Source organism: Burkholderia arboris (assembly GCF_902499125.1).
In the GTDB taxonomy this organism is placed as follows: domain Bacteria; phylum Pseudomonadota; class Gammaproteobacteria; order Burkholderiales; family Burkholderiaceae; genus Burkholderia; species Burkholderia arboris.
In genome coordinates this window covers 404,358-429,671 of sequence record NZ_CABVPX010000001.1, presented here as the reverse complement: position 1 = coordinate 429,671, position 25,314 = coordinate 404,358, and the positions used below count along the sequence as shown (strand labels likewise).

Genomic DNA, 25,314 nt, shown 5'->3' with positions numbered 1-25,314 from the left:
CATCCCGGCACGGCCCGGTTTATTTGTCTGGAGGATTCCGTCATGAGGCGGCTCGTAGTACTCACCCTGTTGTCGGCCATGAGCGCGTGCGCGTTCGCCGCATCGGACCCGGCGGTCGAGGCGAAGAACGGCATGGTCGTGTCGTCGCAGCACTTCGCGTCGCAGATCGGCGTCGACATCCTGAAGGAAGGCGGCAACGCAGTGGACGCGGCGGTGGCGGTCGGCTATGCGCAGGCCGTGACCAATTCGTGCTGCGGCAACATCGGCGGCGGCGGGTTCATGACCCTCCACCTGGCCGACGGCCGCGACCGCTTCATCAATTTCCGCGAGACTGCGCCGGCCGCGGCTTCCGCGAACATGTACCTCGATGCGGCAGGCAACGTCATCCCGGACCAGAGCCTGTACGGTTATCGCGCGGTCGGCGTGCCGGGCACGGTGGCCGGCCTCGATCTCGCGCAACGCAAGTACGGGAAGCTGACCCGCAAGCAGGTGATGGCGCCGGCGATCCGGCTCGCGCGCGACGGCTTCGTGCTGACGCGCGGCGATACGGACATCCTCGACACCACGGTCGAACGCTTCAAGAAGGATCCGGAAGCCGCGCGCATCTTCCTGCGCCCGGACGGCACGGCGTTGCAGCCGGGCGACCGCCTGGTGCAGAAGGACCTGGCGCGCACGCTCGAGCGCATCGCGGAGCAGGGGCCCGACGCGTTCTATCACGGCGAGATCCCGAAGATCGTCGAAGCAGCGGCCAAGCGCGGCGGCGGCGTGATCACGGCGGCCGATTTCGCGTCCTACCGCGCGCAGGACATGGCGCCGCTGACGTGCACGTATCGCGGCTACGAGTTCGTGTCGGCGCCGCCGCCGAGCTCCGGCGGCGTGACGATGTGCGAGACGCTGAACATCCTCGAAGGGTATGACCTGCGCAAGCTCGGCTACCACTCGGCCGCTTCGGTTCACTACATGACCGAAGCGATGCGTCACGCGTATGAAGACCGCAACACGCTGCTGGGCGATCCGAACTTCATCGACAACCCGGTCGCGAAGCTGACGAGCAAGGAATACGCGGCGCAGATCCGCAAGAGCATCCATGCCGATACGGCGACGCCGTCGGTCGACGTGCAGCCCGGTGTCGGCGTGCACGAGAAACCGGAAACGACGCATTACTCGATCATCGACCACGACGGCAACGCGGTGTCGACGACCTATACGGTCAACGGCCGCTTCGGCGCCGTGGTCATCGCGCCGGGCACGGGCTTCTTCCTGAACGACGAGATGGACGACTTCACCGTGAAGGTCGGCGCGCAGAACATGTTCGGCCTCGTGCAGGGCACGCGCAACTCGATCGCGCCGGGCAAGCGTCCGCTGTCGTCGATGGCACCGACCATCGTGAAGAAGGGCGGCAAGGTGTTCATGGTGGTCGGTTCGCCGGGCGGCTCGCGCATCATCACGATCACGCTGCAGACCGTGCTGAACGTGATCGACTACGGGATGACGCCGCAGGACGCGGTCGCCGCGCCGCGCATCCATCACCAGTGGCTGCCTGACGAGGTCTATTACGAAACCTACGGCCTGTCGCCCGACACGCTCGCGATCCTGCGCAACATGGGCTACAAGATGGTCGAGCAGACGCCGTGGGGCGCCGCCGAGCTGATCATGGTCGGCCTGCCGGGCACCGAAGCGGCGAGCCGCCAGAGTTCCGGCAACGATTCGTCGGTGTCCGGCAACGTGCGTGCCGGCTTCATCTACGGCTACAACGACCCGCGCCGTCCGGCCGGCTCGGCGATCGGCTACTGACCGGATCGTTTCATGCCGAACCGCTGCCGCCGGCGTTCGCCTTCCCGCGAATGCCGCTGCGGCGGCAGCGCGTCCGTTCGCGGACATCCGCAAGCCTGACCGGCTTGCCACGCGCGTGCCGCGGCACGGCACGGGGCGCGCGCCTCTCACCCGTCAACCCCTTCACCGTGCGGCGAATCCCGTTATGAACAAACGAATGTCTGCGGCAGGCTGGATCCTGCTCGCGATGGCGGCCGGCATCCTCATCGGCTACCTGATCTTCACGCAGTTCCCGGACAAGCAGTCGGCCGCGGAAATCGCCGGCTACATCTCGCTCGTGTCCGACGTGTTCCTGCGGCTGATCAAGATGGTGATCGGCCCGCTGGTGTTCTCGACACTCGTCGTCGGCATTGCGCACATGGGTGATGCGTCGTCGGTCGGGCGCGTGTTCGTGAAGGCGCTCGGCTGGTTCGTCACCGCATCGCTGATCTCGCTGCTGCTCGGGCTGCTGATGGCGAATGTGCTGCGACCGGGCGAGAATCTCGGCCTGCCGTTGCCGGACATCGGCGCGTCCGCGCATCTCGCGACATCCAAGTTCACGCTGAAGGATTTCGTCGGCCACATGGTGCCGAAATCGTTCGCCGAGGCGATGACGAACAACGAGATCCTGCAGATCGTCGTGTTCTCGATGTTCTTCGGCGTCGCGCTGTCGGCGCTCGGCGAGCGCGGCAAGATCCTCGTGGCCGCGATCGACCAGCTCGCGCACGTGATGCTGAAGATCACCGGTTACGTGATGAAGCTCGCACCGCTCGCGGTGATGGCTGCGATGGCGTCGACCGTCGCGATCAACGGGTTGTCGATCCTGCTGAAGTTCGCGGTGTTCATGGGCGACTTCTACGTGAGCCTCGTGCTGCTGTGGGCCACGCTCGTCGCCGCCGGGCTGCTGTTCCTCGGCCGCCGCGTGTTCAAGCTGCTGGTGCTGATCAAGGAAGCGTTCATGCTGTCGTTCGCGACCGCGAGCTCGGAAGCCGCGTACCCGAAGATCCTCGATGCACTCGACCGTTTCGGCGTGCGCCGCAAGATTTCGAGCTTCGTGATGCCGATGGGTTATTCGTTCAACCTCGACGGCTCGATGATGTACTGCACGTTCGCGTCGCTGTTCATCGCGCAGGCCTACAACATCCACCTGTCGCTCGGCACGCAGGTCACGATGCTGCTGATCCTGATGCTGACGTCGAAGGGGATGGCCGGCGTGCCGCGCGCATCGCTCGTCGTGATCGCCGCGACGCTGCACCAGTTCAACATCCCGGAGGCCGGGCTGCTGCTGATCCTCGGTGTCGACACGTTCCTCGACATGGGCCGCTCGGCCACGAACGCGGTCGGCAATTCGATTGCCAGCGCGGTGGTCGCGAAGTGGGAAGGCGAGCTGATGTCGGAGTCCGAAGCGCAGGCGCATGCCGCGCATCTCGACGCCGAACTCGAACGGCAGAACAGCGATCCGGCCTATGGCGCCGGTCAGGCAACGTCGACCTGACGTCAGGCCGCCAGGGCCTCGTCGATGCACGCCGCGAGCACCATCGCGGCGGCGTTGCCCGGTGTCGAGCCGAGCAGCTGCGGCGCATAGACGCTGTCGCCGGCCTCGATCGATCGCCCCGACAGCGCGCACACGCCGCGTTTGCGCGTCGTGAACAGCCGCCACTTCTGGTAGCCGTAATGCCCGGTGCACGCGTCGCGCCACGAAATCATCACGGTGTCGGCCGTGGGCCGCTCGAGCACGCTGATGGTCGGCTTGCTCGTCGGGTCCCACGACGGCAGCCGGTCGCGCGTGATGGTGCGCCGCCGCGGGAGGCCCCACGAGACGGACGGCATGTCGAAACTGCCGATCGCGGCGACGGTCATGAGCCAGGGCGCTGCAGGGTTGTTCATGTTTCTTTTCCTCGAAACGTAACGCGGTGCCGCCACGCGCGGCATCACGACAGGCGGATGCGCGGCTGCACCCAGCCGTTGATCCGCTCGGCGATCCACAGCAGGGTCGCCTTGGAAAAACCGTGCAGCGCCTGCTGGTGCCGCCGGTAGAGCATCAGGTGGCTGAACTGCGCGAAACGCCCCTGGATGAAGCCGCCGCGGAAGAACCCGAACTGCCCGAGCGTGCCGAACGCGTCGTAATCGCTGATCGACACGAGCGCGCCGAAATCGTGGAACGCGAACGGCGGGATCGGCGTGCCGTCGAGCCACGCGGGCAGGTGCTTCGCGAGATGCTCGGCCTGCTGCGTCGCGACCTGCGCGGTGGGCGGCAACGGCCGTTCCTGGCCGTCGGGCAGCAGGCTCGCGCAATCGCCGATCGCGAATATGTGTTCGTCGCCCGTTGCCTGCAGCGTGGGCCCGACGACGACCTGGTTCGCGCGGTTCGTGTCGAGCCCGCCAAGCGCCTGCATGAAATCGGGCGCCTTCACGCCGGCCGCCCAGACCATCAGGTCCGCTGCGGCGAACGAACCGTCGCCATAGTGGAAGCCGTTCGCATCGGCCGACGTCACGCGCGTCGACGTCAGCACGTGAAAACCGATCTGTTCGAGCCGCCGCTGCGCGGATGCCGAAATTCTTGGCGGAAACGCGGCGAGGATGCGCGGGCCGCTTTCGAGCAGCGTGAGCTGCAGCCGCTCGCGCACCGTCTCGTCGCCATAGGCCTGCGCGACTTCCAGCAGGCGGCTCAGCTCCGCCGCAAGCTCCACGCCCGTCGCGCCCGCACCGACGATTGCGACGCGGAACGGCTCGTCGCGCGCGATGCTGCGGAACACGCGCATCCGCAACGCTTCGTTGAAGGTCTCGGCTTGCTGCTGGCTGTCGATGAAGTAGCAGTGCTCCCGCACGCCCGGCACGCCGAAATCGTTGGCCTGGCTGCCGAGCGCGAGGATCAGCACGTCGTATTCGAGTTCACGCGCGTCGATCACCACGTCGCCGGCCTGCGAGCGGATCTCGCCGAGCTGCACGCGGCGGCGCGCGCGATCGAGCCCCTTCAGTTCGCCCGGCTGGTACGTGTAGCCGTGGTCGCGGGCATGGGCGAGGAAGATCACCTGCTGCTGCTGGACGTCGCGCGTACCGGCCGCGATCGTGTGCAGCATCGGCTTCCAGATATGGGTCGGACTGCGGTCGACGATGGTGACCTGCGCACGCCCGGACCGGCCGAGACGTTCGCCCAGGCGGGTCGCGAGCTGCAACCCGGCGATCCCGCCGCCGACGATGACGATGCGTGTAGGGGTAGTCATGGATAAATCATCACGTGATGAATAATGTATGATCGTAGCGCTTCCCGGCTCCGCGTGTCAACGGAGTAGGGCAGGCCATCCAATTCCGGGGAAATGAAACCGGGGCCCGAACACGGGCAATCGAACCATTCAAGGGGAGCAGGAAAACGTGGCTGAAGTCACTGAGCGCGTGCCGTCGAAGCGGCGTACGCGCGGGCGGCCGCTGGCGGAGGCGTCCGTCGGTCCGGACGTGATATTGCGGGCCGCGCGCCGAACCTTTGCGAAGCGTGGCTACGATGCGACGAGCGTGCGCGAAGTCGCGCGCGAACTGGGCATCGACGCGGCATTGATCGCCCATCATTTCGGTACGAAGGAAACGTTGTGGCTGGCTGTCGTCGAGCAGATCGTCGAGCTGGCCGAACCGTTGTTCGATGCGCTGCGTGCACTGCGCACGTCATCGCTGCCGCATCGCGACCGCGTGCGGCGCGCGCTCGAGCTGTGCGTCGATCACGAGTTTGCGGAGCCGGACATCGGCATGTTCTTCTCGACGGCGGCGACCGAGGAGGGCGGCCGGCTCGACCGGCTGCAGGAGCGGATCGTGCGCCCGTATCACGATGCGATGTTTCCGCTGCTGGCGGACGCGGTCGAGGCCGGCGCGATCCGCCCGGTCGATCCGAACGTGCTGTTCTTCATGATCGCGAGCGCGGTCGGCACGACGGTGTCGTACAGCCACATGATGCTGGAGTTCACGTCGCTGCCGACGCGGCCGGATGCATTCCGGGAAGCCGTGCTCGCGGTCGCGTTCAACCTCATCGGCGACTGAGCGCCGCGCGCGCGATGCGCGCGGTCACGTCGCCGCAACCAGCCCCAGTTCGCGCACCGCGTTTCGCGCGGTCTCGCGCAGCGCATCGACGAGCGGCGACGGCGTGCGATACGCGATCGCCAGCTCGTACGCAAGCGGGCTGCCCGCATCCTTCAGTTCGCAGAACGTAATGCCTTGCGGCTGCATCGGCACGAACAGGCGCGGCATCAGCGCGACGCCGATGCCGCCTGCGACGAGCCCGGCCGTCGTTTGCATCTGGCGCGGCTGCTGCACCACCCGCGGCGCGAACCCGGCCTGTGCGCAGGCCGTCGCGATCAGCGCATGCATGCCGGGTCCGTGGTGCGCGGCAAACATGACCCACGGCTCGTCCGCCAGCTCGGCGAGCGCGATGCGCTTGCGGCGCGCGAGCCGGTGGCCGGCGGGCAGCGCGGCCACCATCCGGTCGCGCAGCAGCGGCTCGACGCGCACGTCGCCGGCATCGGCCACCGGCAGGACGACGAGGCCGACGTCCGTGCGGTCCTGACGCAGCGCGAGCACCTGTTCGGCGGTCGTGCCTTCTTCCAGCTGGAAATCGACGCCCGGATGCCGTTCCTGGAAGGCGCGCAGGATCAGCGGCAGCAGCGCGTTGACCGTACTGTCGACGAAGCGCAGCCGCAGCGTGCCGCCGAGACCGGCGCCCGCGCGGCGGGCCACCGCCACCGCGCGTTCGGCCTGTTCGAGTGCGCGCCGCGCTTCGAGCAGGAACGCTTCGCCGGCCGGCGTGAGCCGCGAGCCGCGGTTGTCGCGTTCGAGCAGCGCGACGCCCAGTGCGTCTTCGAGCTTGCGGATCGCGGCGCTCAACGGCGGCTGTGCCATGTGCAGCCGCTCGGCCGCACGCCGGAAGCTGAGCGTCTCGGCAACGGCGATGAATTGCCTGAACTGGCGCAGATCGATCATGCGATACCTTCCATGTATCAGTGGATCACTGAATTCGTATTTTACCTATCACCCGGCGCTGCCCAGAATGTCCTTGTCATCCATCGTCGATAGTCAGGAGGGCAGGTCATGACGGGCAGCGAACAGCAACGTACGGCGATCGTCACGGGCGGGTCGGGCGGGATCGGCTTCGCGATCGCGAGCAGGCTGGTGCAGGACGGGTATCGGGTCGCGATCGTCGGGCGCGACGTGGCGCGGCTGGAGGCGGCCGTCGCGCGGCTCGGCCGTGCGGCAATCGGGCAGGCCGGTGATTTGAGCGTGAGGCGCGACGCGCAAGCGGCGGTGGCCGCCATCGTCGCGCGCTGGCCGCGCATCGACGTGCTCGTCAACAACGCGGGGCTGACCGGCCGCGTCGGCGCGGATACGGAGGCGGGCGAAGCGGAGGCCGTGTGGGACGCGGTGCTCGACGCGAACCTGAAAAGCCTGTTCCTGACGACGATGGCCGTACTGCCGCACCTGGCCGACCACGCCGCGCGGATCGTCAACATCGGTTCGATCGCGGCGCGCGCGGGCAGCCTGTTGCCTGGCGGCCTCGCGTATGCGGCCGCGAAGGCCGGCGTCGAAGGGTTCACCGGTGCGCTCGCGCGCGAGCTCGGGCCGCGCGGCGCGACGGTCAATACGGTCGCGCCCGGCTATATCGCCGATACGCGTTTCTTCGGCGACGGTGGCGTTGCACCGGCCATCGCGGCGACGATCCGCGAGCAGACGCCGGTTGGCCGCGCCGGGCAGCCGGACGACATCGCCGATGCGGTCGCGTGGCTCGCCGGGCCGCGCGCGTCGTTCGTCACGGGCGCGACGATCGCGGCGAACGGCGGCTGGCGCGTCGGGTAACGTACACCGCGCGAGCGGCGGGCGCGGGTGCGTCCGTCATTCGGGATCCGCCGGTGGTTTGTCGCCGAGCCAGCGCCGCGCGCCGGGCCCGTTGCGGCCCGCGCGGTCTTCCGGATTGGTCAGCTTGCAGCGCTTCAGCGACAGGCAGCCGCAGCCGATGCATTCGTCGAGGTTGATGTAGAGCCGCTGCAGTTCCTCGATCCGGTTCGCGACGCGCTGCTTCCAGCCGCGCGACAGCCGCTGCCAGTCCTTGTTGCTCGGCGCGGTGTCCTCGGGGAGGCTGACGAGCTGTTCGGCGATTTCGTCGAGCGAATAGCCGATCTTCTGCGCGAACACGATGAACGCGATCAGCCGCAGCACCGCACGCGAATAGTGACGATGGCTCGAGCCGTTCCGGTGCGACTTGATGAGCCCGCGCGTCTCGTAGAACCGCAGCGTCGACGCCGGCACGCCGCTGCGCGCGGCCACTTCGCGGATCGACATCAGCGGCCATTTCGGTTCTTCCGGGGTACCCATGACGTTCTCCGGGGAAAGCTTGACTTGAAGTTAACTTCAACTTTTATGCTACGCGGCAGTTTAACCCGTCGCGAGGCATCATGCTCTCCTTATCCCTACGCAGGACGTCGCCTTTGGGCGCCGCCTGCGCACTGTTGCTGGCGTTGTCGGGCTGTCACGACGGCAAAGACACGTCGTCGGCCCATCCCCTTCCCGAAGTCGGTGTCGCGACTGTCGCGCCGCGCACGGTCCGCCTCGCGGACGCGTTCAACGGGCGTGTCGAAGCGGTCGACGCGGTCGAATTGCGGCCGCGCGTCAGCGGCTATCTGCAGCGTGTCGCCTACAAGGAGGGGGATCTCGTCGCGCAGGGCGCGCTGCTGTTCGAGATCGACCCGCGTCCATACCGGATCGCGCTCGACCGCGCCAACGCGCAGCAGCAGCGCGCCCGCGCGGCCGCGAGCCTTGCCCAGGTGCAGCTCAAGCGCGTGCAGACGCTGATCGATGCGCATGCGACGTCGCAGGAAGAACTCGACAATGCGCGCGCGACCGCCGAACAGGCGCGTGCGGATCTGCAGGCGGCCGATGCGGCCGTCGCCGATGCGAAGCTCAATCTCGGCTTCACCGAAGTGCGCGCGCCGATCGCGGGCCGCGTCGGCCGCGCGGTCGCGACCGTCGGCAACCTCGCGCGCGCGGACGACACGCTGCTGACGACCGTCGTGTCGCAGGATCCGGTCTACGTGTACTTCGACTGCGACGAACAGAGCTACCTGCGCTACAACGCGCGCCGTGCCGATCCGAAGCATCGCGCGATCGGCGCCGATCCGGTGCGTGTGGGCCTCGCGAACGAAACGGGCTTCCCGCATGCGGGCACCGTCGATTTCCTCGACAACCGGCTCGACCCGCAAACCGGCACGATCCGCGCGCGCGTGCGGTTGCCCAATGCGGACCATACGTTCACGCCGGGCCTGTATGCACGCGTGCAACTCGTCAGCGGCCGCGACCAGGATGCGCTGCTCGTCGACGACAAGGCCGTGCTGACCGACCAGGACCGCAAGTACGTGTACGTGATCGGCCCCGGCGACAAGGCGCTGCGCCGCGACGTGACGATCGGCCGCGAGCTGGAGGGCGAGCGGATCGTCGAGAAGGGGCTGCAGGCGGGCGATCGCGTGGTCGTCGACGGCGTGCAGCGGATCTACTATCCGGGTGCGCAGGTGAAGCCGAAGGCGCTGCCCGCGCGCGCCGATGCGGGCGGCGGCAACGGCACGCAGGCCGTGGCCGATGCCGGCGCGCCTGCCGCGCAATGACGGGAGAACGGTAATGGATTTCTCCCGATTCTTCATCGACCGGCCGATCTTTGCGGTCGTGCTGTCGATCGTCATCTTCGCGATCGGCCTGATCTCGATTCCGATGCTGCCGGCCGGCGAATACCCGGAAGTCGTGCCGCCGAGCGTGGTCGTGCGGGCGACGTACCCGGGCGCGAACCCGAAGGAAATCGCCGAATCGGTCGCCGAACCGCTGGAAGAGGCGATCAACGGCGTCGAAGGCATCATGTACATGAAGTCGGTCGCCGGGTCGGACGGCAGCCTGCAGGTCGTCGTCACGTTCCTGCAGGGTGTCGATCCCGACACGGCCGCCGTGCGCGTGCAGAACCGCGTGAGCCAGGCGCTGTCGCGCCTGCCCGACGAGGTGCGCCAGTACGGCGTGACCACGCAGAAGCAGTCGCCGACGCCGCTGATGTACGTGAGCCTCTATTCGCCGGACAACAGCCGCGATTCGCTGTACCTGCGCAACTACCTGACGCTGCACGTGAAGGACGAGCTGTCGCGGCTCACCGGCATCGGCGACGTCGGCGTGTACGGCTCCGGCGACTATGCGATGCGGCTGTGGCTCGACCCGAACCGGCTGGCGTCGCGCGGGCTGACCGCGAGCGACGTGATCGCGGCCGTGCGCGAGCAGAACGTGCAGGTGTCGGCGGGCCAGCTTGGTGCGGAACCGTCGCCGAAGAAAAACGACTTCCTCGTGTCGATCAACGTGCGCGGCCGCCTGCGCACGGTGCAGGAGTTCAGCGACATCGTGTTGCGCAACGGCGACGACGGCCAGGTCGTGAAGCTGTCCGACGTCGCGCGCATCGAGCTCGGCGCGGGCGACTACACGCTGCGCTCGTACTTCAACGACAAGCATTCGGCCGTGGTCGGCATCTTCCTGTCGCCGGGTGCGAACGCGCTCGATGTCGCGAAGGCCGTGTATGCGAAGCTCGACGAGCTGTCGAAGCGGTTCCCGCCCGGCGTCGCGTACCGCCCCGTGTGGGACCCGACGGTGTTCGTGCGCGAGTCGATCCGCGCGGTGCAGCACACGCTGATCGAGGCCGTCGTGCTGGTCGTGCTCGTCGTGATCCTGTTCCTGCAGACGTGGCGCGCATCGATCATTCCGCTGGTCGCCGTGCCGGTGTCGGTCGTCGGTACGTTCGCGTGGCTCTACCTGCTCGGCTATTCGATCAACACGCTGACGCTGTTCGGGCTCGTGCTCGCGATCGGGATCGTCGTCGACGATGCGATCGTCGTCGTCGAGAACGTCGAGCGCAACATCGCGCAGGGGCTGAGCCCACGCGATGCCGCGCACCAGGCGATGCGCGAGGTGTCGGGGCCGATCGTCGCGATCGCGCTCGTGCTGTGTGCGGTGTTCGTGCCGATGGCGTTCATGTCGGGCGTCACGGGCCAGTTCTACAAGCAGTTCGCGGTGACGATCGCGATCTCGACGGTGATTTCCGCGATCAATTCGCTGACGTTGTCGCCGGCGCTCGCCGCGAAGCTGCTGCGTCCGCACGGCGCCCCGAAGGATGCGTTGACGCGCGGGCTCGACCGCGCATTCGGCTGGCTGTTTCATCCGTTCAACCGCTTCTTCGAGCGTAGCTCCGACCGCTATCACGGCGTCGTGGGTCGCACGCTGAAGCGGCGCGGCGTGGTGTTCGCGGTCTATGCGGCGCTGCTCGCGGCGACCGCGCTGCTGTTGAACGCGGTGCCGGGCGGCTTCATCCCCGTGCAGGACAAGCTGTACCTGTTCGCGGGCGCGAAGCTGCCGGAAGGCGCGTCGCTCGCGCGCACCAGCGCGGTGACCGAGCAGATGACGAAGATCGCGCTCGGCACCGACGGGGTCGAGATGGTGCCGGCATTCGCGGGGCTGAATGCGCTGCAGGGCGTGAATACGCCGAACATCACGAACTCGTACGTGATCCTGAAGCCGTTCGACCGGCGCCACCGCAGCGCCGCGCAGATCAACGCGGACCTGAACGCACGCTTCGCGGCGATCAATGGCGGCATTACCTATGCGCTGATGCCGCCGCCGATCCAGGGCCTCGGCAACGGTTCCGGTTACTCGCTGTACCTGGAGGATCGCGGCGGGCTCGGCTACGGCGAACTGCAAAAGGCGCTCACGACATTCCAGGCCGCCGTCGCGAAGACGCCGGGGATGAGCTATCCGGTCAGCTCGTACCAGGCGAACATCCCGCAACTCGAGGTGAAGGTCGACCGGCTGAAGGCGAAGGCGCAGGGCGTCGCGCTGACCGACCTGTTCAATACGCTGCAGGTGTATCTCGGCTCGATGTACGTGAACGACTTCAACGTGTTCGGCCGCGTGTATCGCGTGATGGCGCAGGCCGATGCCGGCCACCGGCAGACGGCCGCCGACATCGCGAACCTGCGCACGCGTAATGCCAGGGGCGAGATGGTGCCGATCGGCTCGATGGTGACGGTGGGGCCCGCGTACGGTCCCGATCCGGTCGTGCGCTACAACGGCTATCCGGCCGCCGACCTGATCGGTGACGCCGATCCGAAGGTGATGTCGTCGTCGCAGGCGATCGCGAAGCTCCAGCAGATCGCGAAGGAGGTGCTGCCCCCGGGCATCACACTCGAATGGACCGACCTCAGCTACCAGCAGGTCACGCAGAGCAACGCGGCGATCGTGGTATTCCCGCTTGCCGTGATGCTCGTGTTCCTCGTGCTCGCATCGCTGTACGAGAGCTGGACCCTGCCGCTCGCGGTGATCCTGATCGTGCCCGTGTGCATGTGCGCGGCGCTATTCGGCGTATGGCTGTCCGGCGGTGACAACAACGTGTTCGTGCAGGTCGGCCTGGTCGTGTTGATGGGGCTCGCGTGCAAGAACGCGATCCTGATCGTCGAGTTCGCGCGCGAGCTCGAAATCCAGGGCAAGGGCGTGATCGAGGCGGCACTCGAAGCGTGCAAGCTGCGGCTGCGCCCGATCGTGATGACGTCGGTCGCGTTCATCGCGGGCTCGGTGCCGCTCCTGATCGGCAGCGGCGCGGGCAGCGAAGTGCGTGCGGCCACCGGCATCACCGTGTTCGCGGGGATGCTGGGCGTCACGGTGTTCGGGCTGTTCCTGACGCCCGTGTTCTACGTGGCGATCCGCAAGCTCGCGGGCGGCACGCCGGCCGTCTGGAGCGAACAGCACGGCACCCTCGAAGGAGAAAACCGATGAGCGCCGCTTTCCGTCTTTCCGCGCTCGCGATGTCGGTGGCGCTCGCCGCGTGCGCGGTCGGCCCCGATTTCAAGCGGCCCGATACGGCCACGGCCGCGCGGTTCGCGCGTGACGCCCATCCGGCGCCGCAGCGCGACGCGTCGCCGGCCGAGATGCCGCCCGATGCGTCGGCCGCCGCCGATGCCACGTTCTGGCGCGGCTTCGGCGATCCGGCGCTGACGCAGCTGATCGACGCGGCGCTGGCGGCCAACCAGGACCTGCAGGTCGCGGTATCGCGTTACGACGCGTCGAACGCGTTGCTGTCGCAGGCAACCTTCGACCGCTATCCGACCATCACCGCGAGCGGCCAGATCGGCCATCAGCTGATGAGCAAGGACCAGGCGTTCGGCGCGCCGCGCAGCCAGCGCAATACGCCGACGTCGAACGTCGGGATCAATGCCGCCTGGGAACTCGACCTGTTCGGCCGCGTGCGGCGCTCGATCGAGTCGCAGCGTGCGGAAACAGCGGCCAGCGCGGCCGACGTGCGCGCGGTGCGCGTTGCGATCGCGGGCGAGGTGGCGAGCACGTACGTCGATCTGCGCGGCTCGCAGGAACGGCTGCGGATCGCGCGCGAGAACGCCGACAACCAGAAGCAGACACTCGCGCTGATCAATGCACGCGTCGGCGCGGGAAGAGGGTCCGAACTCGACGCGGCGCGTGCGCGTGCGCAGTACGAATCGACGACGTCGCGGATCGCCGTGCACGAAGCCGCGATCGGCGTCGACGAGCATCGGCTCGCGGTGCTGACCGGCCAGACGCCGGATGCGCTGATTGGCCGCTTCGATCTGCCGAAAGCCGGCGCGTCGCCCGGCACATCGGCGCCGCTGCCGGCGCTGGACGCCGACATCGATCCCGGCACGCCGGGCGACCTGCTGCGCCGGCGTCCCGATGTCGCGGCGGCCGAGGCGCGGCTGCACGCGGCGACCGCGCGCGTCGGCGTCGCGACGGCCGACCTGTTCCCGCGCTTCACGCTGTCGGGGCTGCTCGGCAGTGCGACGAGCAGTTACGGGTTCTTCCGCGCGGGCAGCGATACGAACCTGATCGCGCTCGGCATCGACTGGTCGTTCCTCGACGTCGGCCGCGTGCGTGCGCGGATCGCCGCGAGCGACGCGGAAGCGGCCGGCCAGCTCGCGCAGTACCGGCAGACCGTGCTCGGCGCGCTGGAGGAAACCGAGAACGCGCTGCTGCGTGCCGCCCGCACGCGTGACGAGACCGCGCACCTCGTGCGGGCGGCGGACGACAGCGCGCGCGCCGCACAGCTCGCGCAGACACGCTTCTCGGCCGGTGCGATCGACTACTACGAAGTGCTCGATGCGCAACGGACGCTGCTGCAGGCGCAGGATGCGGCGGCCGACGGGCGGATGCGCAGCGCGGCCTCGACGGTCGCGCTGTACAAGGCGCTCGCAGGCGGCTGGCCGTCGGGTACCGGGCAGGGCGCACAAGCCCCGCTTGCGCAGTCGAAGCCGTAGCGCGAGCAGCGGCGCGCGGCAGGCCGGCAGGGCCGTGTCTGTCGCGCGCTGCAGGGTCACACGGTCGCCGGGTCGACCTTGTCTACGTCGATGCCGTAGCGCCGGATGGCCTCGCCGACGCGTGCGCGCTCGATCACGCCATCGTCGGCGAGCGCTTTCAACGCCGCGATCGCGATGAAGTGGCGGTCGACCTCGAAGAACGTGCGTAGCGCCTCGCGCGTATCCGAGCGGCCGAAGCCGTCGGTGCCGAGCGACACGAAGCGCCGGCCGTCGACGAACGCGCGGATCTGGTCGCCGACGATCTTCATGTAGTCGGTCGCGACGACGACAGGCCCCGTGCGGCCATCGACGCATTGCTGCACATACGGCACACGCGGCGCCTGATCGGGATGCAGCAGGTTCCAGCGCTCCGCGGCCAGCCCGTCGCGGCGCAGCTCGGTCAGGCTCGTCGCGCTCCAGACGTCGCTCGACACGCCGAAGTCCTGCGCGAGCAGGTCGCTGGCGGCGATCACTTCGCGCAGGATCGCGCCGCTGCCCATCAGCTGCACGTGCGGTGCATCGGCGGTGCGCGGTGCGCTTTCGCGCAACAGGTAGAGCCCCTTCAGGATGCCGGCCTCCGCGTGATCGGGCAGCGCCGGATGCGGGTAGTTCTCGTTTAGCAGCGTGATGTAGTAGTAGACGTCCTCCTGTTCCGCGAACATCCGCCGCAGCCCGTCGCGCACGATCACCGCGAGTTCGTATGCATAGGTCGGGTCGTACGACACGCAGTTCGGAATCACCGACGACAGCACCTGGCTATGCCCGTCGTTGTGCTGCAGCCCTTCGCCCATCAGCGTCGTGCGGCCCGACGTCGCGCCGAGCAGGAAGCCGCGCGTGCGGGCGTCGCCGGCCGCCCAGGCAAGATCGCCGACGCGCTGCAGCCCGAACATCGAATAGAAGATGTAGAACGGGATCGCCGGCAGCCCGTGGTTGCTGTACGCGGTGCCGGCCGCGATCCACGACGCGATCGCGCCCGATTCGTTGATCCCTTCCTGGAGGATCTGCCCGTCCTTCGCTTCCTTGTAGTAGCTGAGCTGGCCTGCGTCCTGCGGCGTATAGAGCTGGCCGAGATGCGAGTGGATGCCGATCTGGCGGAACAGGCCCTCCATCCCGAACGTACGCGATTCGTCCGGCACGATCGGCACGACGAGCTTGCCGAGCTGCGGATCCTTCAGCAGCGTGCCGAGGATGCGCACGAACGCCATCGTCGTCGACAGCCCGCGCTCGCCGGTGTCCTTCAATTGCGCGTCGAACGCGGCGAGCGGTGGCACCGGCAGCGGCTGCACGGCGCTGAAGCGGGCCGGCACGTGGCCGCCGAGCGCCGCGCGGCGTGCCGCGAAATAGCGTGCTTCCGCGCTGTCCGGTTCCGGCTTCAGGTAGGGCAGTTCGTCAAGCTGCGCGTCGCTGACCGGCAGCGCGAAGCGATCGCGGAACGCGCGCACCGCATCGGCGCTCATCTTCTTCAACTGGTGGTTCACGTTCTGGCCTTCGCCGGCTTCGCCCATCCCGAAGCCCTTGACGGTCTTTGCGAGCACGACGGTCGGCCGGCCGGCCGCGCGCATCGCCTGCGCATAGGCCGCGTGGACCTTCTCCGGATCGTGACCGCCGCGCGCCAGTTTCCAGATGTCGTCGTCGGACAGGTCGGCGACGAGCTTGAGCAGTTCCGGATACTTGCCGAAGAAGTGCTCGCGCACGTACGCGCCGCTTTGCGACTTGAAGGTCTGGTAGTCGCCGTCGACGCACTCCATCATGCGCTGGCGCAGCAGGCCGGTCGTGTCGCGTTCGAGCAGGCGATCCCAGCCGCCGCCCCAGATCACCTTGACGACGTTCCAGCCGGCCGCGCGGAACGTGCCTTCGAGTTCCTGGATGACCTTGCCGTTGCCGCGCACGGGGCCGTCGAGACGCTGCAGGTTGCAGTTGACGACGAAGATCAGGTTGTCGAGCCGTTCGCGCCCGGCGAGCGAGATGGCCGCGAGCGATTCGGGCTGGTCCATTTCGCCGTCGCCGAGAAACGCCCACACCTTGCGGCCCTGATGCGCTTTCAGCCCGCGGTACTCGAGGTAGCGCATGAAGCGCGCCTGATAGGCGGCCGTGAGCGGGCCGAGCCCCATCGACACGGTCGGGAATTGCCAGAACTCCGGCATCAGGCGCGGATGCGGATACGACGACAGCCCGTCGCGCCCTGCTTCACGGCCGGTTTCCCGGCGGAAATTGTCGAGCTGCGCATCCGTGATGCGGCCTTCCAGATACGCGCGGCCGTAGATGCCGGGCGCCGAATGCCCCTGGATGTAGACCATGTCGCCGTCGAACGTATCGGTGCGGCCGCGAAAGAAGTGGTCGAAGCCGACGTCGTACAGCACCGCGGCCGACTGGTAGGTCGCGATGTGGCCGCCGACGTTCGAATGCCGGCCGGCGCGCAGCACCATCACCATCGCGTTCCAGCGGATCATCGCGTTCAGGCGGCGCTCGAGCGCGAGATCGCCCGGGTAGGCCGGCTGCCGTTCACGCGGCACGGAGTTCACGTAGGCGGTCGTCACGCGGCCATGCAGGTCGCCGTGGCGGGCCGCGTCAAGATCGGCGAGCTGGTCGAGCAGGTAGTGCGCGCGCGGGCGGCCTTCGAGTGCGATCACGGATTCGAGCGCATCGAGCCATTCGCGGGTTTCCTGCGGATCGATGTCGGGTAACGCGAGAGGTGCGGTCATGCAGTGTCTCCAGAAGCATCAGGCTGCGCGGGGCGACGGTCGTGGCGCCGCGTCGCGCGACGGAACGCCCGCCGATCGGCGGGCGAAAATGATTGCAATTGCAATCGTATGAAGGCCATTGTTATCGAGGTAAAATTTAATTGCAACTGCAATTCAACGAAAGGAACGACCTGACATGAGCGCACCCGAACCCGATCTGTGGTTCTCGTTCGTCCGCGCGCACCGGACGATGATTCGCGAGATCGAGCGCCGCCTCGCGGCGGCCGGCTTGCCCGCGTACGCGTGGTACGACGCGCTGTGGGGGCTCGAAAGCGGGCCCGACGGCACGCGCCGCATGCACGAACTGGCCGATGTGCTCGCGATCGAGCGCTACAACCTGACGCGGCTCGTCGACCGGCTCGAACAGGAAGGGCTCGTGACGCGCGCGCGGTCCGCAGACGACGGCCGCGCGGCGTTTGCGAGCATCACCGACAAGGGGCGGACGCTGCGCAAGAAGATGTGGAAGGTGTACCAGTCGACGGTCGCCGAGCTCTTTCTCGACCAGTTCGCCGGCAAGGAGCAGGCGGCGATGGCCGCCGCGCTCGACCGCGCGACCGCCGCGGCGCGCGACGCGTCCGCCGACGCGAAGTAACGGCAGCCGGCGCGCCTCAGCCGCGCGCATAGCGGTGCATCGCCTGCGCGGCCCAGTCGGCCGGCACGCGGCCGTCGTCGGCCAGCAGGCGGAGCGCGACCGCGGCGATCCACCGCGCATTCGGTGCCCGTGTGCCGGGGCCGGCCGTATCCGCGCCGAGCGCCGTAAAGCGGGCCGGGATGAACGCGCCGATCTGCGCGGCGACGTGCCGCGCATAGCCCGTCACCGCGAGCACCGGCGTGCCGCTTTCGCCGAGGCTCGCCCGCACGTGCGCGACGCGCGGTTCGTCGTGCGGATGCAGCAGGTTCCAGCGGTCGGTTGCGCGACCGTCGCGCGCGAGCTGCGTGTAGCTCGGGCAACTCCAGATCGTCGAGTCGATCCGCCATTCGTCGTGCAGCAGGTCGGCGGCTTCCATCACGTGCGTGAGCGTGCTGCCCGCGCCGCATAGCCGGATGTGCGCGGCCGCGCCGGCTGCCGCGCGCCGGCCGGCCCGCACCATGCCGTTGAACGCGTCGCGGGCTGCGGTCGCCGACAGCGGCTTTGCATCGGGCACACAGTCGTCATGGCCCGCGAGGTAGAAAAACCCCGGCTGGCCGGCGACATAGAGCGTGTGCAGCGCGTGGCGCAGGATCGCGATCGCTTCGTGTCCCGACGCCGGGTCGTACGGCGTGCAGGCGGGGTTCGCGGCCAGCCAGTGCGGAACGTCGGGCGTCACGCCCTTCGGCCAGGACGACGCGGCCGTTTCGGCATCGTTCACGAAGATCCCGCGATCGACGGTTTCGATCGAGGCCAGCCGCAGCCGGTCGATCGCACGCGCGTGCAGCAGGTACAGCAGCGGCCGCTCGAAACGCTTGCCGGGATCGAGAAACCGCAGCGGCCACGCGCTGATGTGGCGATGCGCGCGCGTGTCGGCGAACGACTCGCGTGCATCGGCGCGGACGATCCACACGCGCTTCGACGTCGCCGTATCGCGTTCGAGGCAATCCGCGGCCGCGCGCATGGCGCCGAGCGGGGACACCGCATGGCCTGGCGGCGCGAGCCGCCGTGCCGTGAGCCGTTCGAGGCAGGCCGCCGCGGCGCGGCGGGTGTCGGGCGTCCGCACGGGCGGACCGGGTCGCGCAGTTTGCATGTCCCTCCTTCGAGTACTGGCATGTCGCCGGCGCCATCGGTTCCGGCATAGGATTGCAATTGCAACGATTGTAGTTGCAATGATAATCCGATGACAAGGACCGACATGACCTCGAATCACTCCCTCACGTTCCATACGGCCGATACGCCGAACGGGCACAAGATCGCGATCTATCTGGAAGAGGCCGGGATCGCGCACGACCTCGTGCACGTGAACCTGTCCGCCGGCGAGCAGCGCAGCCCGGCGTTCCTCGCGATCAACCCGAACGGCAAGATCCCGGCCATCGTCGACCACGATACCGGGCTGGCCGTATTCGAATCCGGCGCGATCCTCGGCTATCTCGCCGAGAAGACCGGCTGTCTGCATCCGGAAACGCTGGCCGAGCGCACGGCGGTCCAGCAATGGCTGCATGTCCAGATCGGCGGAATCGGGCCGATGTTCGGCCAGCTGTGGTGGTTCCTGCATGCATCGAAGACGGTCAATGCGGAAGCGATCGACCGCTACCGCAAGGAGGCCACGCGCCTCTACGGGGTCGTGAACCGCCGGTTGGCGGAATCGGCGTATCTCGCGTCGTCGCGGTATTCGATCGCCGACATCGCCGCGTTTCCGTGGCTACGCACGGCGGCCGAGCTCGATCTCGAGGTTGCCGGTTTTCCGCATGTCGAGCGCTGGCTGGCCGACATCGCCGCACGGCCGGCGGTCCAGCGGGGCCTGATCGCATGCCGCGCGCCGTCGGCCGAGGCGGCGCACTGACTTCGCATCGCCCGCGCTGCATGGGCGGCGCGGGGCCCGGCCGCCTCGCTGCCGGGAAACATTGCTCTCCTTCGTCGTAAACGTCTCGAATGCGTGATATTTGCGCCGCGCGATCCGGTTTAGAGTGGCCGCGAATCGATGACGATGTGTCGTATGGCCGCAGCCCCGGGCCGTACAGGCGCACCAGAGGAGTTGGAGACAAATGGGTGAAGGCAGGATTACGCAGGTCGAGTCGTTCGGTTTCGAGCGCATTCCCGATGCATCGCGCTACGCGCGGCCGATCGATCTGTTCCGGTTGCTGTTCGGCGGCTGCAATACGTTTTCCACATCGGTGCTCGGCAGCTTTCCCGTGCTGGTCGGGCTGTCGTTCAAGGCGGGCGTCTGCGCGATCGTGCTCGGCGTGCTCGCCGGCACCTGCATTCTCGCGCCGATGAGCCTGTTCGGCCCGCGCAACGGCACGAGCGACCCGGTGTCGTCCGGCGCGCATTTCGGCATCCACGGCCGGATCGTCGGCTCGTTCCTCGCGCTGCTCACGTCGATCGCGTTCTTCTCGCTCGCGGTGTGGAGTTCCGGCGACGCGCTCGTCGGCGGCGCGCACAACATGGTCGGCGTGCCCGTCAACGGCTTCACGCTCGGCGCGGCCTACATGGTGTTCGCGGTGCTCGTGCTGATCGTCTGCATCTACGGCTTCCGCTTCATGCTGTGGGTCAACAAGATCGCCGTGTGGGCCGCGAGCGTGCTGTTCGTCGCGGGCCTGTTCGCGTTCGCCGGCCTGTTCGACATGAACTATGCGGGCACGCTGCAACTGGGCAGCGCGGGTTTCTGGGCCGCGTTCGTCGGCGCGGTACTGGTCGCGCTGAGCAACCCCGTATCGTTCGCGTCGACGCTCGGCGACTGGGCGCGCTACATTCCGCAGCACACTCCGAAGCATCGCGTGATGGGCGCCGTATTCGCCGCGCAGGTCGCGACGTTCGTGCCGTTCTTCTTCGGCCTTGCGACCGCGACGATCATCGCGGCGAAGGCGCCCGCGTTCATCGCGTCGAACGACTACGTCGGCGGGCTGCTTGCGATCTCGCCGCGCTGGTTCCTGCTGCCGATGTGCCTGATCGCGATCATCGGCGGGATGTCGACCGGCACGACCGCGCTGTACGGCACCGGCCTCGACGTGTCGAGCATGTTCCCGCGCGTCCTGAACCGCGTGCGTGCGACGCTGCTGATCGGCACGATCGCGATCGCGTTCATCTTCGTCGGCCGCTTCTGGTTCAACCTCGTCGAAAGCGTCGCGACGTTCTCGACGCTGATCGACACGTTCAGCTGCCCGTGGATGGCGATCATGGTGATCGGCTACGTGACGCGCCGCGGCTACTATCTCGCCGACGACCTGCAGGTGTTCAACCGCGGGCTGCACGGCGGGCACTACTGGTTCACGCACGGCTGGAACGTGCGCGCGATGGGGGCATGGCTGCCGGCTGCGTTCATCGGGCTCGCGTTCGTGAACCTGCCGGGCCAGTTCGTCGGGCCGCTCGGCCACCTCGCGGACGGGCTCGACCTGAGCGTGCCGGTGTCGCTGGCGGTGGGCGGGATCCTGTACTTCGTGCTGCTGACGTTGTATCCGGAGCCGGATGGCGTGTACGGCCCGCACGGGCGCCGCTTCGTGCGCGGCGGCAAGCCGGGCGCACGCGGTGCCGGTGCGCCGGCGATTCAGCCGAAGGGATATTGAGCGGCGCGTGGCGGGTTGTCTCTCGCTACGCTTGCCGAAACGACAACGCCGCCATGCGGGTCAAGCCGCCGGCGGCGTTGTCGTTTCCGTTTCCGGCGTGCGCGGTGGATCAGTGAAACGTGCTGCCCGCGAGCATCCCGCCGTCGACGATGAATTCCGACCCCGTGCAATACGCGGATTCGTCGGACGCGAGGAACAGCACGAGGCTGGCCACTTCGTCGGGCTTGCCGATGCGCGCGATCGGCAGGCCGCTGTAGATCGACGACGGATCGAAATCCGCGAACTCGGGCGGGCGTGCCATCACCGTATCGATGCCGCCCGGATGCACCGAGTTCACGCGAATGCCATAGCGGCCGAATTCGAGCGCGGCAGCCTTGGTCATCCCGCGCACCGCGAACTTGCTCGACACGTATGCGCTGCCGCCCGCGACACCTTCCATCCCGGCCGTCGACGACACGTTGACGATCGAGCCGCCGCCTGCTTCCTTCAGCGCGGCCACGGCCGACTTCATGCCGAGCCAGCAGCCGATCTGGTTCACGTCGATCACCTTGCGATAGTCGTCGAGCGAACACGATTCGATCGGCACGAGCTTCAGGATCGCCGCGTTGTTCACGAGAATGTCCAGCCGGCCGAACTGCGCGAGCGTGGCCTGAATGGCTGCCTGCCAGTCGGCTTCGCGGGTGACGTCGAGATGCTGGAATCGCGCGGCGTCGCCCAGTTCGGCCGCGACGCGCCGGCCGGCGTCGTCCAGCACGTCGGCGATCACCACGCGTGCGCCTTCGGCGGCGAACCGGCGCGCTTCCGCTTCGCCCTGGCCGCGGGCGCCGCCGGTGATCAGCGCCACCTTGCCTTCGAGTCGTTTCATCCTGCTTGCTCCTGTGAGTGAGAGGGGACGCGCGGGCTCGCTTACGCGGAGGCGGCCGCCGCGTCGATGATGCGAACCGGATCGGTACCGTCCCAGGTGTGTGCTTCGGCGATGCCGTGCACGATCATGTCGCGCATGCCCGCGCCTTCGATCACTTCGACGCGCACGCCGGGATCGTCGGCGTCGTCGAGATACGCGACGCGCGTGGCCGGGTTGTGTGCTTCGAACACGACGCGCAGGCCGCGCGCCGTGAGCTGCGAGACTGCCGCATCGAGATCGTCGACGACCCACGCGACGTGATGCGGGCCGACGAGCGGCTGCCCGTGCGCATCGCGGTACGGCGACCGCGTGTCGTTCGTGACGTGGATCAGTTCGATCTGAAGATCGCCGCGATACGCGAGGCCGACGTCCATCGTGACCGTCACCGGTTCGCCGAGATACCGGCCGTCGAGGCGCACGTTGCGGAACACGGTCCACGGGCCGACATCGTGGCGGGCGCGCCAGCGCGCGATGCTGCGGTCGAGGTCGGCGACCACGTAGCCGATCTGGTCGATGGGGCCGGGGAGTGGATCGTTCATGTCGTCTCCGTGGCGGACGCACGTATGCGTGCCGCGCGATGAATGACGGCCATGATCGCAACAAAGCGTGTGCTTCGTGCCATCCAAACGGACGAGAACCCGGGGGGATGGCTTGCGCAGCCGTATGGCGCAGCGATGCGATCGGTACGCGCGCTGCAAGGACGGAGAAACGGCCGACGCGTCAACGCGCGGTCGGCGCCTTGACCGTCAGCCGGCAGACCGTCGCGAGCGCGAGCAGGTTCGGATCCCGTTCGCGGCGGTGCAGGAAGCTCAGGCCGATCGTCTGGCGGATCGTCGGTCCGGCGAGCGGCACGAGCGCGATCTTGTGCGCGAACAGGTCGCGCACGCGGCCGGGTAGCAGCGAGCAGCCGACGCCGCCCGACACGAGGTTGATCAGCGAAAAGATGTCGCCTACCCGCATCACGACGTTCGGTGTGACGCCTGCCGTGCGGAATGCCTCCGTGAAGCCGTGATGCGTCGCGAAACCTTCGCCGAGCGACACGAACGGCTCGTCGCCGCACGCGTGGAGATCGATCGCGTCGCGTTGCGCATACGGCGAATCGACCGGCGCGGCGAAGAACATCTCGTCCTCGAACAGCGCGATCGATTCGATCTCGGCGTCCGGTTCGGGCAGCGCCATCAGCGTCGCGTCGATCGCACCCTGCCTGAGCTTGTCGAGCAGGTCGGCGTTCGAGCCGAGCACGAGTTCGGCCTGCAGCTCGGGGCGACGCTCCTTCAGCGCGATCACGACCTCGGGCACGGTGCGGATCGTCAGCGAATACAGCGAACCGATCTTCAACTGGCCCGCGCCATAGCCGGCCGCCTCGCGCGTCGAACGAATGCCGTTCGTCATCGTCTTGAGCACTTCGCCGGCGACTTCGGCGAGCACCTGCGCGGCATCGGTCGGCATCAGGTTCCGCCCCTCGTGGCGGAACAGTGCGCAATGCATGCCTTCCTCGAGCGTATGCAGCGCGCGGTGCACGCTGACGGTGCTCACGCCCAGCGCCTCGGCCGCCTTCGCGAGGCTGCCGGCTTCCATGAACGCGAGCAGAACTTCGAGCTTGCGGAACGTGATCTCTTCGTTGATGCGGTTGCGCATGATGCGGGCGACGGGAAGGGCGGCCGACGATTCTGCCGCAGAACCCGGGCCGCAACAATGCGCGAAAAACCGGGTTTTTCGCGCGGCGGAGGGCGGACGGGGAACATTTAATCTCCGGCTAATCATCCGGCGCGGGCATTAATTGATGCGGATTTTCGGCATCCCTATGATCGATTCACGCCGGTCATGCGCGCGGGCCGGGAAGGTCCGCCGTGCGTGCCCGCATCGACCGGCGATGCGAACGGCCGGTTCGCCCATGCCCGCCACGGAACGCGGCAGGCATGCGGCGCGGCACCACGAGACTGCAGGAGAAAAGCATGCGCGACTCACGTCGGAACTCGCGGCAGCGGCAGGTGATCGCCGCAGTCGTCGGCAATACCCTCGAGTGGTACGACTTCATCGTTTACGGTTTCTTCTCGGGCATCATCGCGCGGCTGTTCTTTCCCGCCGAGAGCCAGTACGCATCGCTGCTGATGTCGCTTGCGACGTTCGGCGTCGGTTTCTTCATGCGCCCGGTGGGCGGCATCCTGCTCGGCCTCTATGCGGACCGCAAGGGCCGCAAGGCCGCGATGCAGCTCATCATCCTCCTGATGACGCTGTCGATCGCGCTGATCACGTTCGCGCCATCGTATGCGGCGATCGGCCCGGCGGCGCCGATCCTGATCGTCGTCGCGCGGCTGCTGCAGGGTTTCGCCACCGGCGGCGAATATGCGAGCGCGACCGCGTTCCTCGTCGAAAGCGCCCCCGCGAACCGGCGCGGGCTGTACGGATCGTGGCAGCTGATCGGCCAGTGCCTCGCGGTGTTTTCCGGTGCGGCGATGGGCGCATGGGCCACGCAGTCGCTGTCGGATGCGGCGCTGCACAGCTGGGGCTGGCGCGTGCCGTTCGCGCTCGGGTTGCTGATCGGGCCGGTCGGGTTGTGGATTCGCCGGCACATGGAGGAGACCGAGGCGTTCCTCGATGCGAGCAAGTCGACCGTCGAGCCGCCGGCGAGCGTGTCGCGCGTGCTGCGCGAGAACCTGCGCGGCGTGCTGGTGTCGATGGGGCAGACGATCACCGGGACCGCCGTGTTCTACGTGATGCTCGTGAACATGCCGACGTTCGTGCACAAGACCTTCGGGCTGCCGCTCGACCAGGTGTTCAAGGTGCAGATGGTGGCGGTCGCGCTGCTGACGGTGACGATTCCGGTCGCGGCGATCGTATCCGACCGCATCGGCCGGCGGCCCGTGCTGATCGCCGGCACGTTCGCGCTGCTGACGGTCACGTATCCGCTGTTCTCGTGGCTGGCCGCCGCGCCGGGCATCGGGCACCTGCTCGTGATGCAGCTCGTGATCTGCACGATCATCGGCATCTGCTACGGCCCCGCGCCGACGACGCTCGCCGAGCAGTTCGCGACCCGTTCGCGGTCGACCGGCGTCGCGCTCGCCTACAACGTCGCGGTGATGGTGTTCGGCGGCTTCGCGCCGTTCATCGTCACATGGCTGACGCGCGCGAGCGGATCGCCCGTCGCCCCCGCGTGGTACGTGCTGTTCGCCGCGTCGTTCGGGCTGCTCGCGAGCGTGTTCATGCATGACGGTGCGCCGTGCGTGGTCGCACGCCGGCAATTCGAGGGCGAGCCGCTGAGCGCGAAGTAGCCGGCCGGGCGGCTGCGCCGGCGACC

At 68.0% G+C, this 25,314-nt stretch carries 20 protein-coding genes; 11 read left to right on the top strand and 9 right to left on the bottom strand.

Features of this window, described 5'->3' with window-relative positions:
- Positions 1 to 42: 42 nt before the first annotated feature.
- Positions 43 to 1,794 carry a gamma-glutamyltransferase gene (gene ggt, locus BLA15945_RS01865; RefSeq protein ID WP_174991328.1) on the top strand — a complete coding sequence of 584 codons (1,752 nt, stop codon included), beginning with the start codon at positions 43 to 45 and terminating at the stop codon, positions 1,792 to 1,794.
- A gap of 184 nt (positions 1,795 to 1,978) precedes the next feature.
- Positions 1,979 to 3,307, top strand: coding sequence for a dicarboxylate/amino acid:cation symporter (locus tag BLA15945_RS01860; RefSeq protein ID WP_059239945.1), 1,329 nt, complete (start codon positions 1,979 to 1,981; stop codon positions 3,305 to 3,307).
- A gap of 2 nt (positions 3,308 to 3,309) precedes the next feature.
- On the opposite strand, the gene BLA15945_RS01855 is transcribed toward BLA15945_RS01860, so the two are convergent.
- Complete coding sequence (locus BLA15945_RS01855; protein WP_059239947.1) at positions 3,310 to 3,699, bottom strand: DUF3331 domain-containing protein; 390 nt, start codon at positions 3,697 to 3,699, stop codon at positions 3,310 to 3,312.
- 44 nt (positions 3,700 to 3,743) lie between these two features.
- Complete coding sequence (locus tag BLA15945_RS01850) at positions 3,744 to 5,036, bottom strand: NAD(P)/FAD-dependent oxidoreductase (protein ID WP_059239949.1); 1,293 nt, start codon at positions 5,034 to 5,036, stop codon at positions 3,744 to 3,746.
- Between the two features lie 148 nt (positions 5,037 to 5,184).
- On the opposite strand from BLA15945_RS01850, the gene BLA15945_RS01845 reads away from it, so the two are divergent.
- Entirely contained in the window at positions 5,185 to 5,838 is a 654-nt protein-coding gene (locus BLA15945_RS01845) for a TetR/AcrR family transcriptional regulator (protein WP_174991327.1), read from the top strand.
- 24 nt (positions 5,839 to 5,862) lie between these two features.
- Here the strand turns inward: BLA15945_RS01845 and BLA15945_RS01840 are convergent, their stop codons facing one another.
- Positions 5,863 to 6,774 carry a LysR family transcriptional regulator gene (locus BLA15945_RS01840; RefSeq protein WP_174991326.1) on the bottom strand — a complete coding sequence of 304 codons (912 nt, stop codon included), beginning with the start codon at positions 6,772 to 6,774 and terminating at the stop codon, positions 5,863 to 5,865.
- Between the two features lie 108 nt (positions 6,775 to 6,882).
- On the opposite strand from BLA15945_RS01840, the gene BLA15945_RS01835 reads away from it, so the two are divergent.
- Positions 6,883 to 7,644, top strand: coding sequence for an SDR family NAD(P)-dependent oxidoreductase (locus BLA15945_RS01835; RefSeq protein WP_174991325.1), 762 nt, complete (start codon positions 6,883 to 6,885; stop codon positions 7,642 to 7,644).
- Between the two features lie 36 nt (positions 7,645 to 7,680).
- Here the strand turns inward: BLA15945_RS01835 and soxR are convergent, their stop codons facing one another.
- Entirely contained in the window at positions 7,681 to 8,160 is a 480-nt protein-coding gene (soxR, locus tag BLA15945_RS01830) for a redox-sensitive transcriptional activator SoxR (RefSeq protein WP_059239957.1), read from the bottom strand.
- Between the two features lie 80 nt (positions 8,161 to 8,240).
- On the opposite strand from soxR, the gene BLA15945_RS01825 reads away from it, so the two are divergent.
- From BLA15945_RS01825 to BLA15945_RS01815, 3 genes are read left to right on the top strand one after another with little or no spacing between them, the layout of a single operon-like run.
- Positions 8,241 to 9,443, top strand: coding sequence for an efflux RND transporter periplasmic adaptor subunit (locus BLA15945_RS01825; protein WP_059239959.1), 1,203 nt, complete (start codon positions 8,241 to 8,243; stop codon positions 9,441 to 9,443).
- 13 nt (positions 9,444 to 9,456) lie between these two features.
- Positions 9,457 to 12,630 (top strand): efflux RND transporter permease subunit, encoded by a 3,174-nt coding sequence (locus tag BLA15945_RS01820; protein ID WP_174991324.1) that lies wholly within the window; start codon positions 9,457 to 9,459, stop codon positions 12,628 to 12,630.
- On the top strand, positions 12,627 to 14,138 hold the full coding sequence (locus tag BLA15945_RS01815; RefSeq protein ID WP_174991323.1) for an efflux transporter outer membrane subunit: 1,512 nt from the start codon (positions 12,627 to 12,629) through the stop codon (positions 14,136 to 14,138). Before BLA15945_RS01820 ends, BLA15945_RS01815 begins: the two co-directional genes overlap by 4 nt.
- A gap of 56 nt (positions 14,139 to 14,194) precedes the next feature.
- On the opposite strand, the gene aceE is transcribed toward BLA15945_RS01815, so the two are convergent.
- Positions 14,195 to 16,879, bottom strand: coding sequence for a pyruvate dehydrogenase (acetyl-transferring), homodimeric type (aceE, locus tag BLA15945_RS01810; protein WP_174991322.1), 2,685 nt, complete (start codon positions 16,877 to 16,879; stop codon positions 14,195 to 14,197).
- A 175-nt stretch (positions 16,880 to 17,054) separates the two neighbouring features.
- Here aceE and BLA15945_RS01805 point away from each other — a divergent pair, with 175 nt between their 5' ends.
- Positions 17,055 to 17,510, top strand: coding sequence for a MarR family winged helix-turn-helix transcriptional regulator (locus BLA15945_RS01805; protein WP_059239968.1), 456 nt, complete (start codon positions 17,055 to 17,057; stop codon positions 17,508 to 17,510).
- 16 nt (positions 17,511 to 17,526) lie between these two features.
- Here BLA15945_RS01805 and BLA15945_RS01800 read toward each other — a convergent pair whose 3' ends face one another.
- Positions 17,527 to 18,639, bottom strand: coding sequence for a transketolase-like TK C-terminal-containing protein (locus BLA15945_RS01800; RefSeq protein WP_174991321.1), 1,113 nt, complete (start codon positions 18,637 to 18,639; stop codon positions 17,527 to 17,529).
- 105 nt (positions 18,640 to 18,744) lie between these two features.
- On the opposite strand from BLA15945_RS01800, the gene BLA15945_RS01795 reads away from it, so the two are divergent.
- Both BLA15945_RS01795 and BLA15945_RS01790 read left to right on the top strand, forming a co-directional pair.
- Complete coding sequence (locus BLA15945_RS01795) at positions 18,745 to 19,392, top strand: glutathione S-transferase family protein (protein ID WP_059239972.1); 648 nt, start codon at positions 18,745 to 18,747, stop codon at positions 19,390 to 19,392.
- 202 nt (positions 19,393 to 19,594) lie between these two features.
- On the top strand, positions 19,595 to 21,112 hold the full coding sequence (locus BLA15945_RS01790; RefSeq protein WP_174991320.1) for a purine-cytosine permease family protein: 1,518 nt from the start codon (positions 19,595 to 19,597) through the stop codon (positions 21,110 to 21,112).
- A 109-nt stretch (positions 21,113 to 21,221) separates the two neighbouring features.
- Here the strand turns inward: BLA15945_RS01790 and BLA15945_RS01785 are convergent, their stop codons facing one another.
- From BLA15945_RS01785 to BLA15945_RS01775, 3 genes are all read right to left on the bottom strand, one after another.
- Positions 21,222 to 21,977, bottom strand: a complete 756-nt coding sequence (locus tag BLA15945_RS01785; RefSeq protein WP_059239975.1) for a glucose 1-dehydrogenase — start codon at positions 21,975 to 21,977, stop codon at positions 21,222 to 21,224.
- Positions 21,978 to 22,018: 41 nt separating this feature from the next.
- Positions 22,019 to 22,555, bottom strand: coding sequence for a VOC family protein (locus tag BLA15945_RS01780; protein ID WP_059239977.1), 537 nt, complete (start codon positions 22,553 to 22,555; stop codon positions 22,019 to 22,021).
- A gap of 181 nt (positions 22,556 to 22,736) precedes the next feature.
- Complete coding sequence (locus BLA15945_RS01775) at positions 22,737 to 23,654, bottom strand: LysR family transcriptional regulator (protein ID WP_174991319.1); 918 nt, start codon at positions 23,652 to 23,654, stop codon at positions 22,737 to 22,739.
- Positions 23,655 to 23,971: 317 nt separating this feature from the next.
- Between BLA15945_RS01775 and BLA15945_RS01770 the strand changes: the two genes are divergently transcribed.
- Positions 23,972 to 25,288 carry an MFS transporter gene (locus BLA15945_RS01770; RefSeq protein WP_174991318.1) on the top strand — a complete coding sequence of 439 codons (1,317 nt, stop codon included), beginning with the start codon at positions 23,972 to 23,974 and terminating at the stop codon, positions 25,286 to 25,288.
- The last annotated feature ends 26 nt before the right edge of the window (positions 25,289 to 25,314 follow it).

Bases quoted from the DNA above. Each gene is read 5' to 3' on its own strand.
- BLA15945_RS01840 (WP_174991326.1), bottom strand. From the start codon at position 6,774: ATGATCGATCTGCGCCAGTTCAGGCAATTCATCGCCGTTGCCGAGACG.
- ggt (WP_174991328.1), top strand. From the start codon at position 43: ATGAGGCGGCTCGTAGTACTCACCCTGTTGTCGGCCATGAGCGCGTGC.
- BLA15945_RS01850 (WP_059239949.1), bottom strand. From the start codon at position 5,036: ATGACTACCCCTACACGCATCGTCATCGTCGGCGGCGGGATCGCCGGG.
- BLA15945_RS01820 (WP_174991324.1), top strand. From the start codon at position 9,457: ATGGATTTCTCCCGATTCTTCATCGACCGGCCGATCTTTGCGGTCGTG.
- BLA15945_RS01790 (WP_174991320.1), top strand. From the start codon at position 19,595: ATGGGTGAAGGCAGGATTACGCAGGTCGAGTCGTTCGGTTTCGAGCGC.
- BLA15945_RS01795 (WP_059239972.1), top strand. From the start codon at position 18,745: ATGACCTCGAATCACTCCCTCACGTTCCATACGGCCGATACGCCGAAC.
- aceE (WP_174991322.1), bottom strand. From the start codon at position 16,879: ATGACCGCACCTCTCGCGTTACCCGACATCGATCCGCAGGAAACCCGC.
- BLA15945_RS01770 (WP_174991318.1), top strand. From the start codon at position 23,972: ATGCGCGACTCACGTCGGAACTCGCGGCAGCGGCAGGTGATCGCCGCA.
- BLA15945_RS01825 (WP_059239959.1), top strand. From the start codon at position 8,241: ATGCTCTCCTTATCCCTACGCAGGACGTCGCCTTTGGGCGCCGCCTGC.
- BLA15945_RS01780 (WP_059239977.1), bottom strand. From the start codon at position 22,555: ATGAACGATCCACTCCCCGGCCCCATCGACCAGATCGGCTACGTGGTC.
- BLA15945_RS01775 (WP_174991319.1), bottom strand. From the start codon at position 23,654: ATGCGCAACCGCATCAACGAAGAGATCACGTTCCGCAAGCTCGAAGTT.
- BLA15945_RS01805 (WP_059239968.1), top strand. From the start codon at position 17,055: ATGAGCGCACCCGAACCCGATCTGTGGTTCTCGTTCGTCCGCGCGCAC.
- BLA15945_RS01800 (WP_174991321.1), bottom strand. From the start codon at position 18,639: ATGCAAACTGCGCGACCCGGTCCGCCCGTGCGGACGCCCGACACCCGC.
- BLA15945_RS01855 (WP_059239947.1), bottom strand. From the start codon at position 3,699: ATGAACAACCCTGCAGCGCCCTGGCTCATGACCGTCGCCGCGATCGGC.
- BLA15945_RS01815 (WP_174991323.1), top strand. From the start codon at position 12,627: ATGAGCGCCGCTTTCCGTCTTTCCGCGCTCGCGATGTCGGTGGCGCTC.
- BLA15945_RS01835 (WP_174991325.1), top strand. From the start codon at position 6,883: ATGACGGGCAGCGAACAGCAACGTACGGCGATCGTCACGGGCGGGTCG.
- BLA15945_RS01860 (WP_059239945.1), top strand. From the start codon at position 1,979: ATGAACAAACGAATGTCTGCGGCAGGCTGGATCCTGCTCGCGATGGCG.
- soxR (WP_059239957.1), bottom strand. From the start codon at position 8,160: ATGGGTACCCCGGAAGAACCGAAATGGCCGCTGATGTCGATCCGCGAA.
- BLA15945_RS01785 (WP_059239975.1), bottom strand. From the start codon at position 21,977: ATGAAACGACTCGAAGGCAAGGTGGCGCTGATCACCGGCGGCGCCCGC.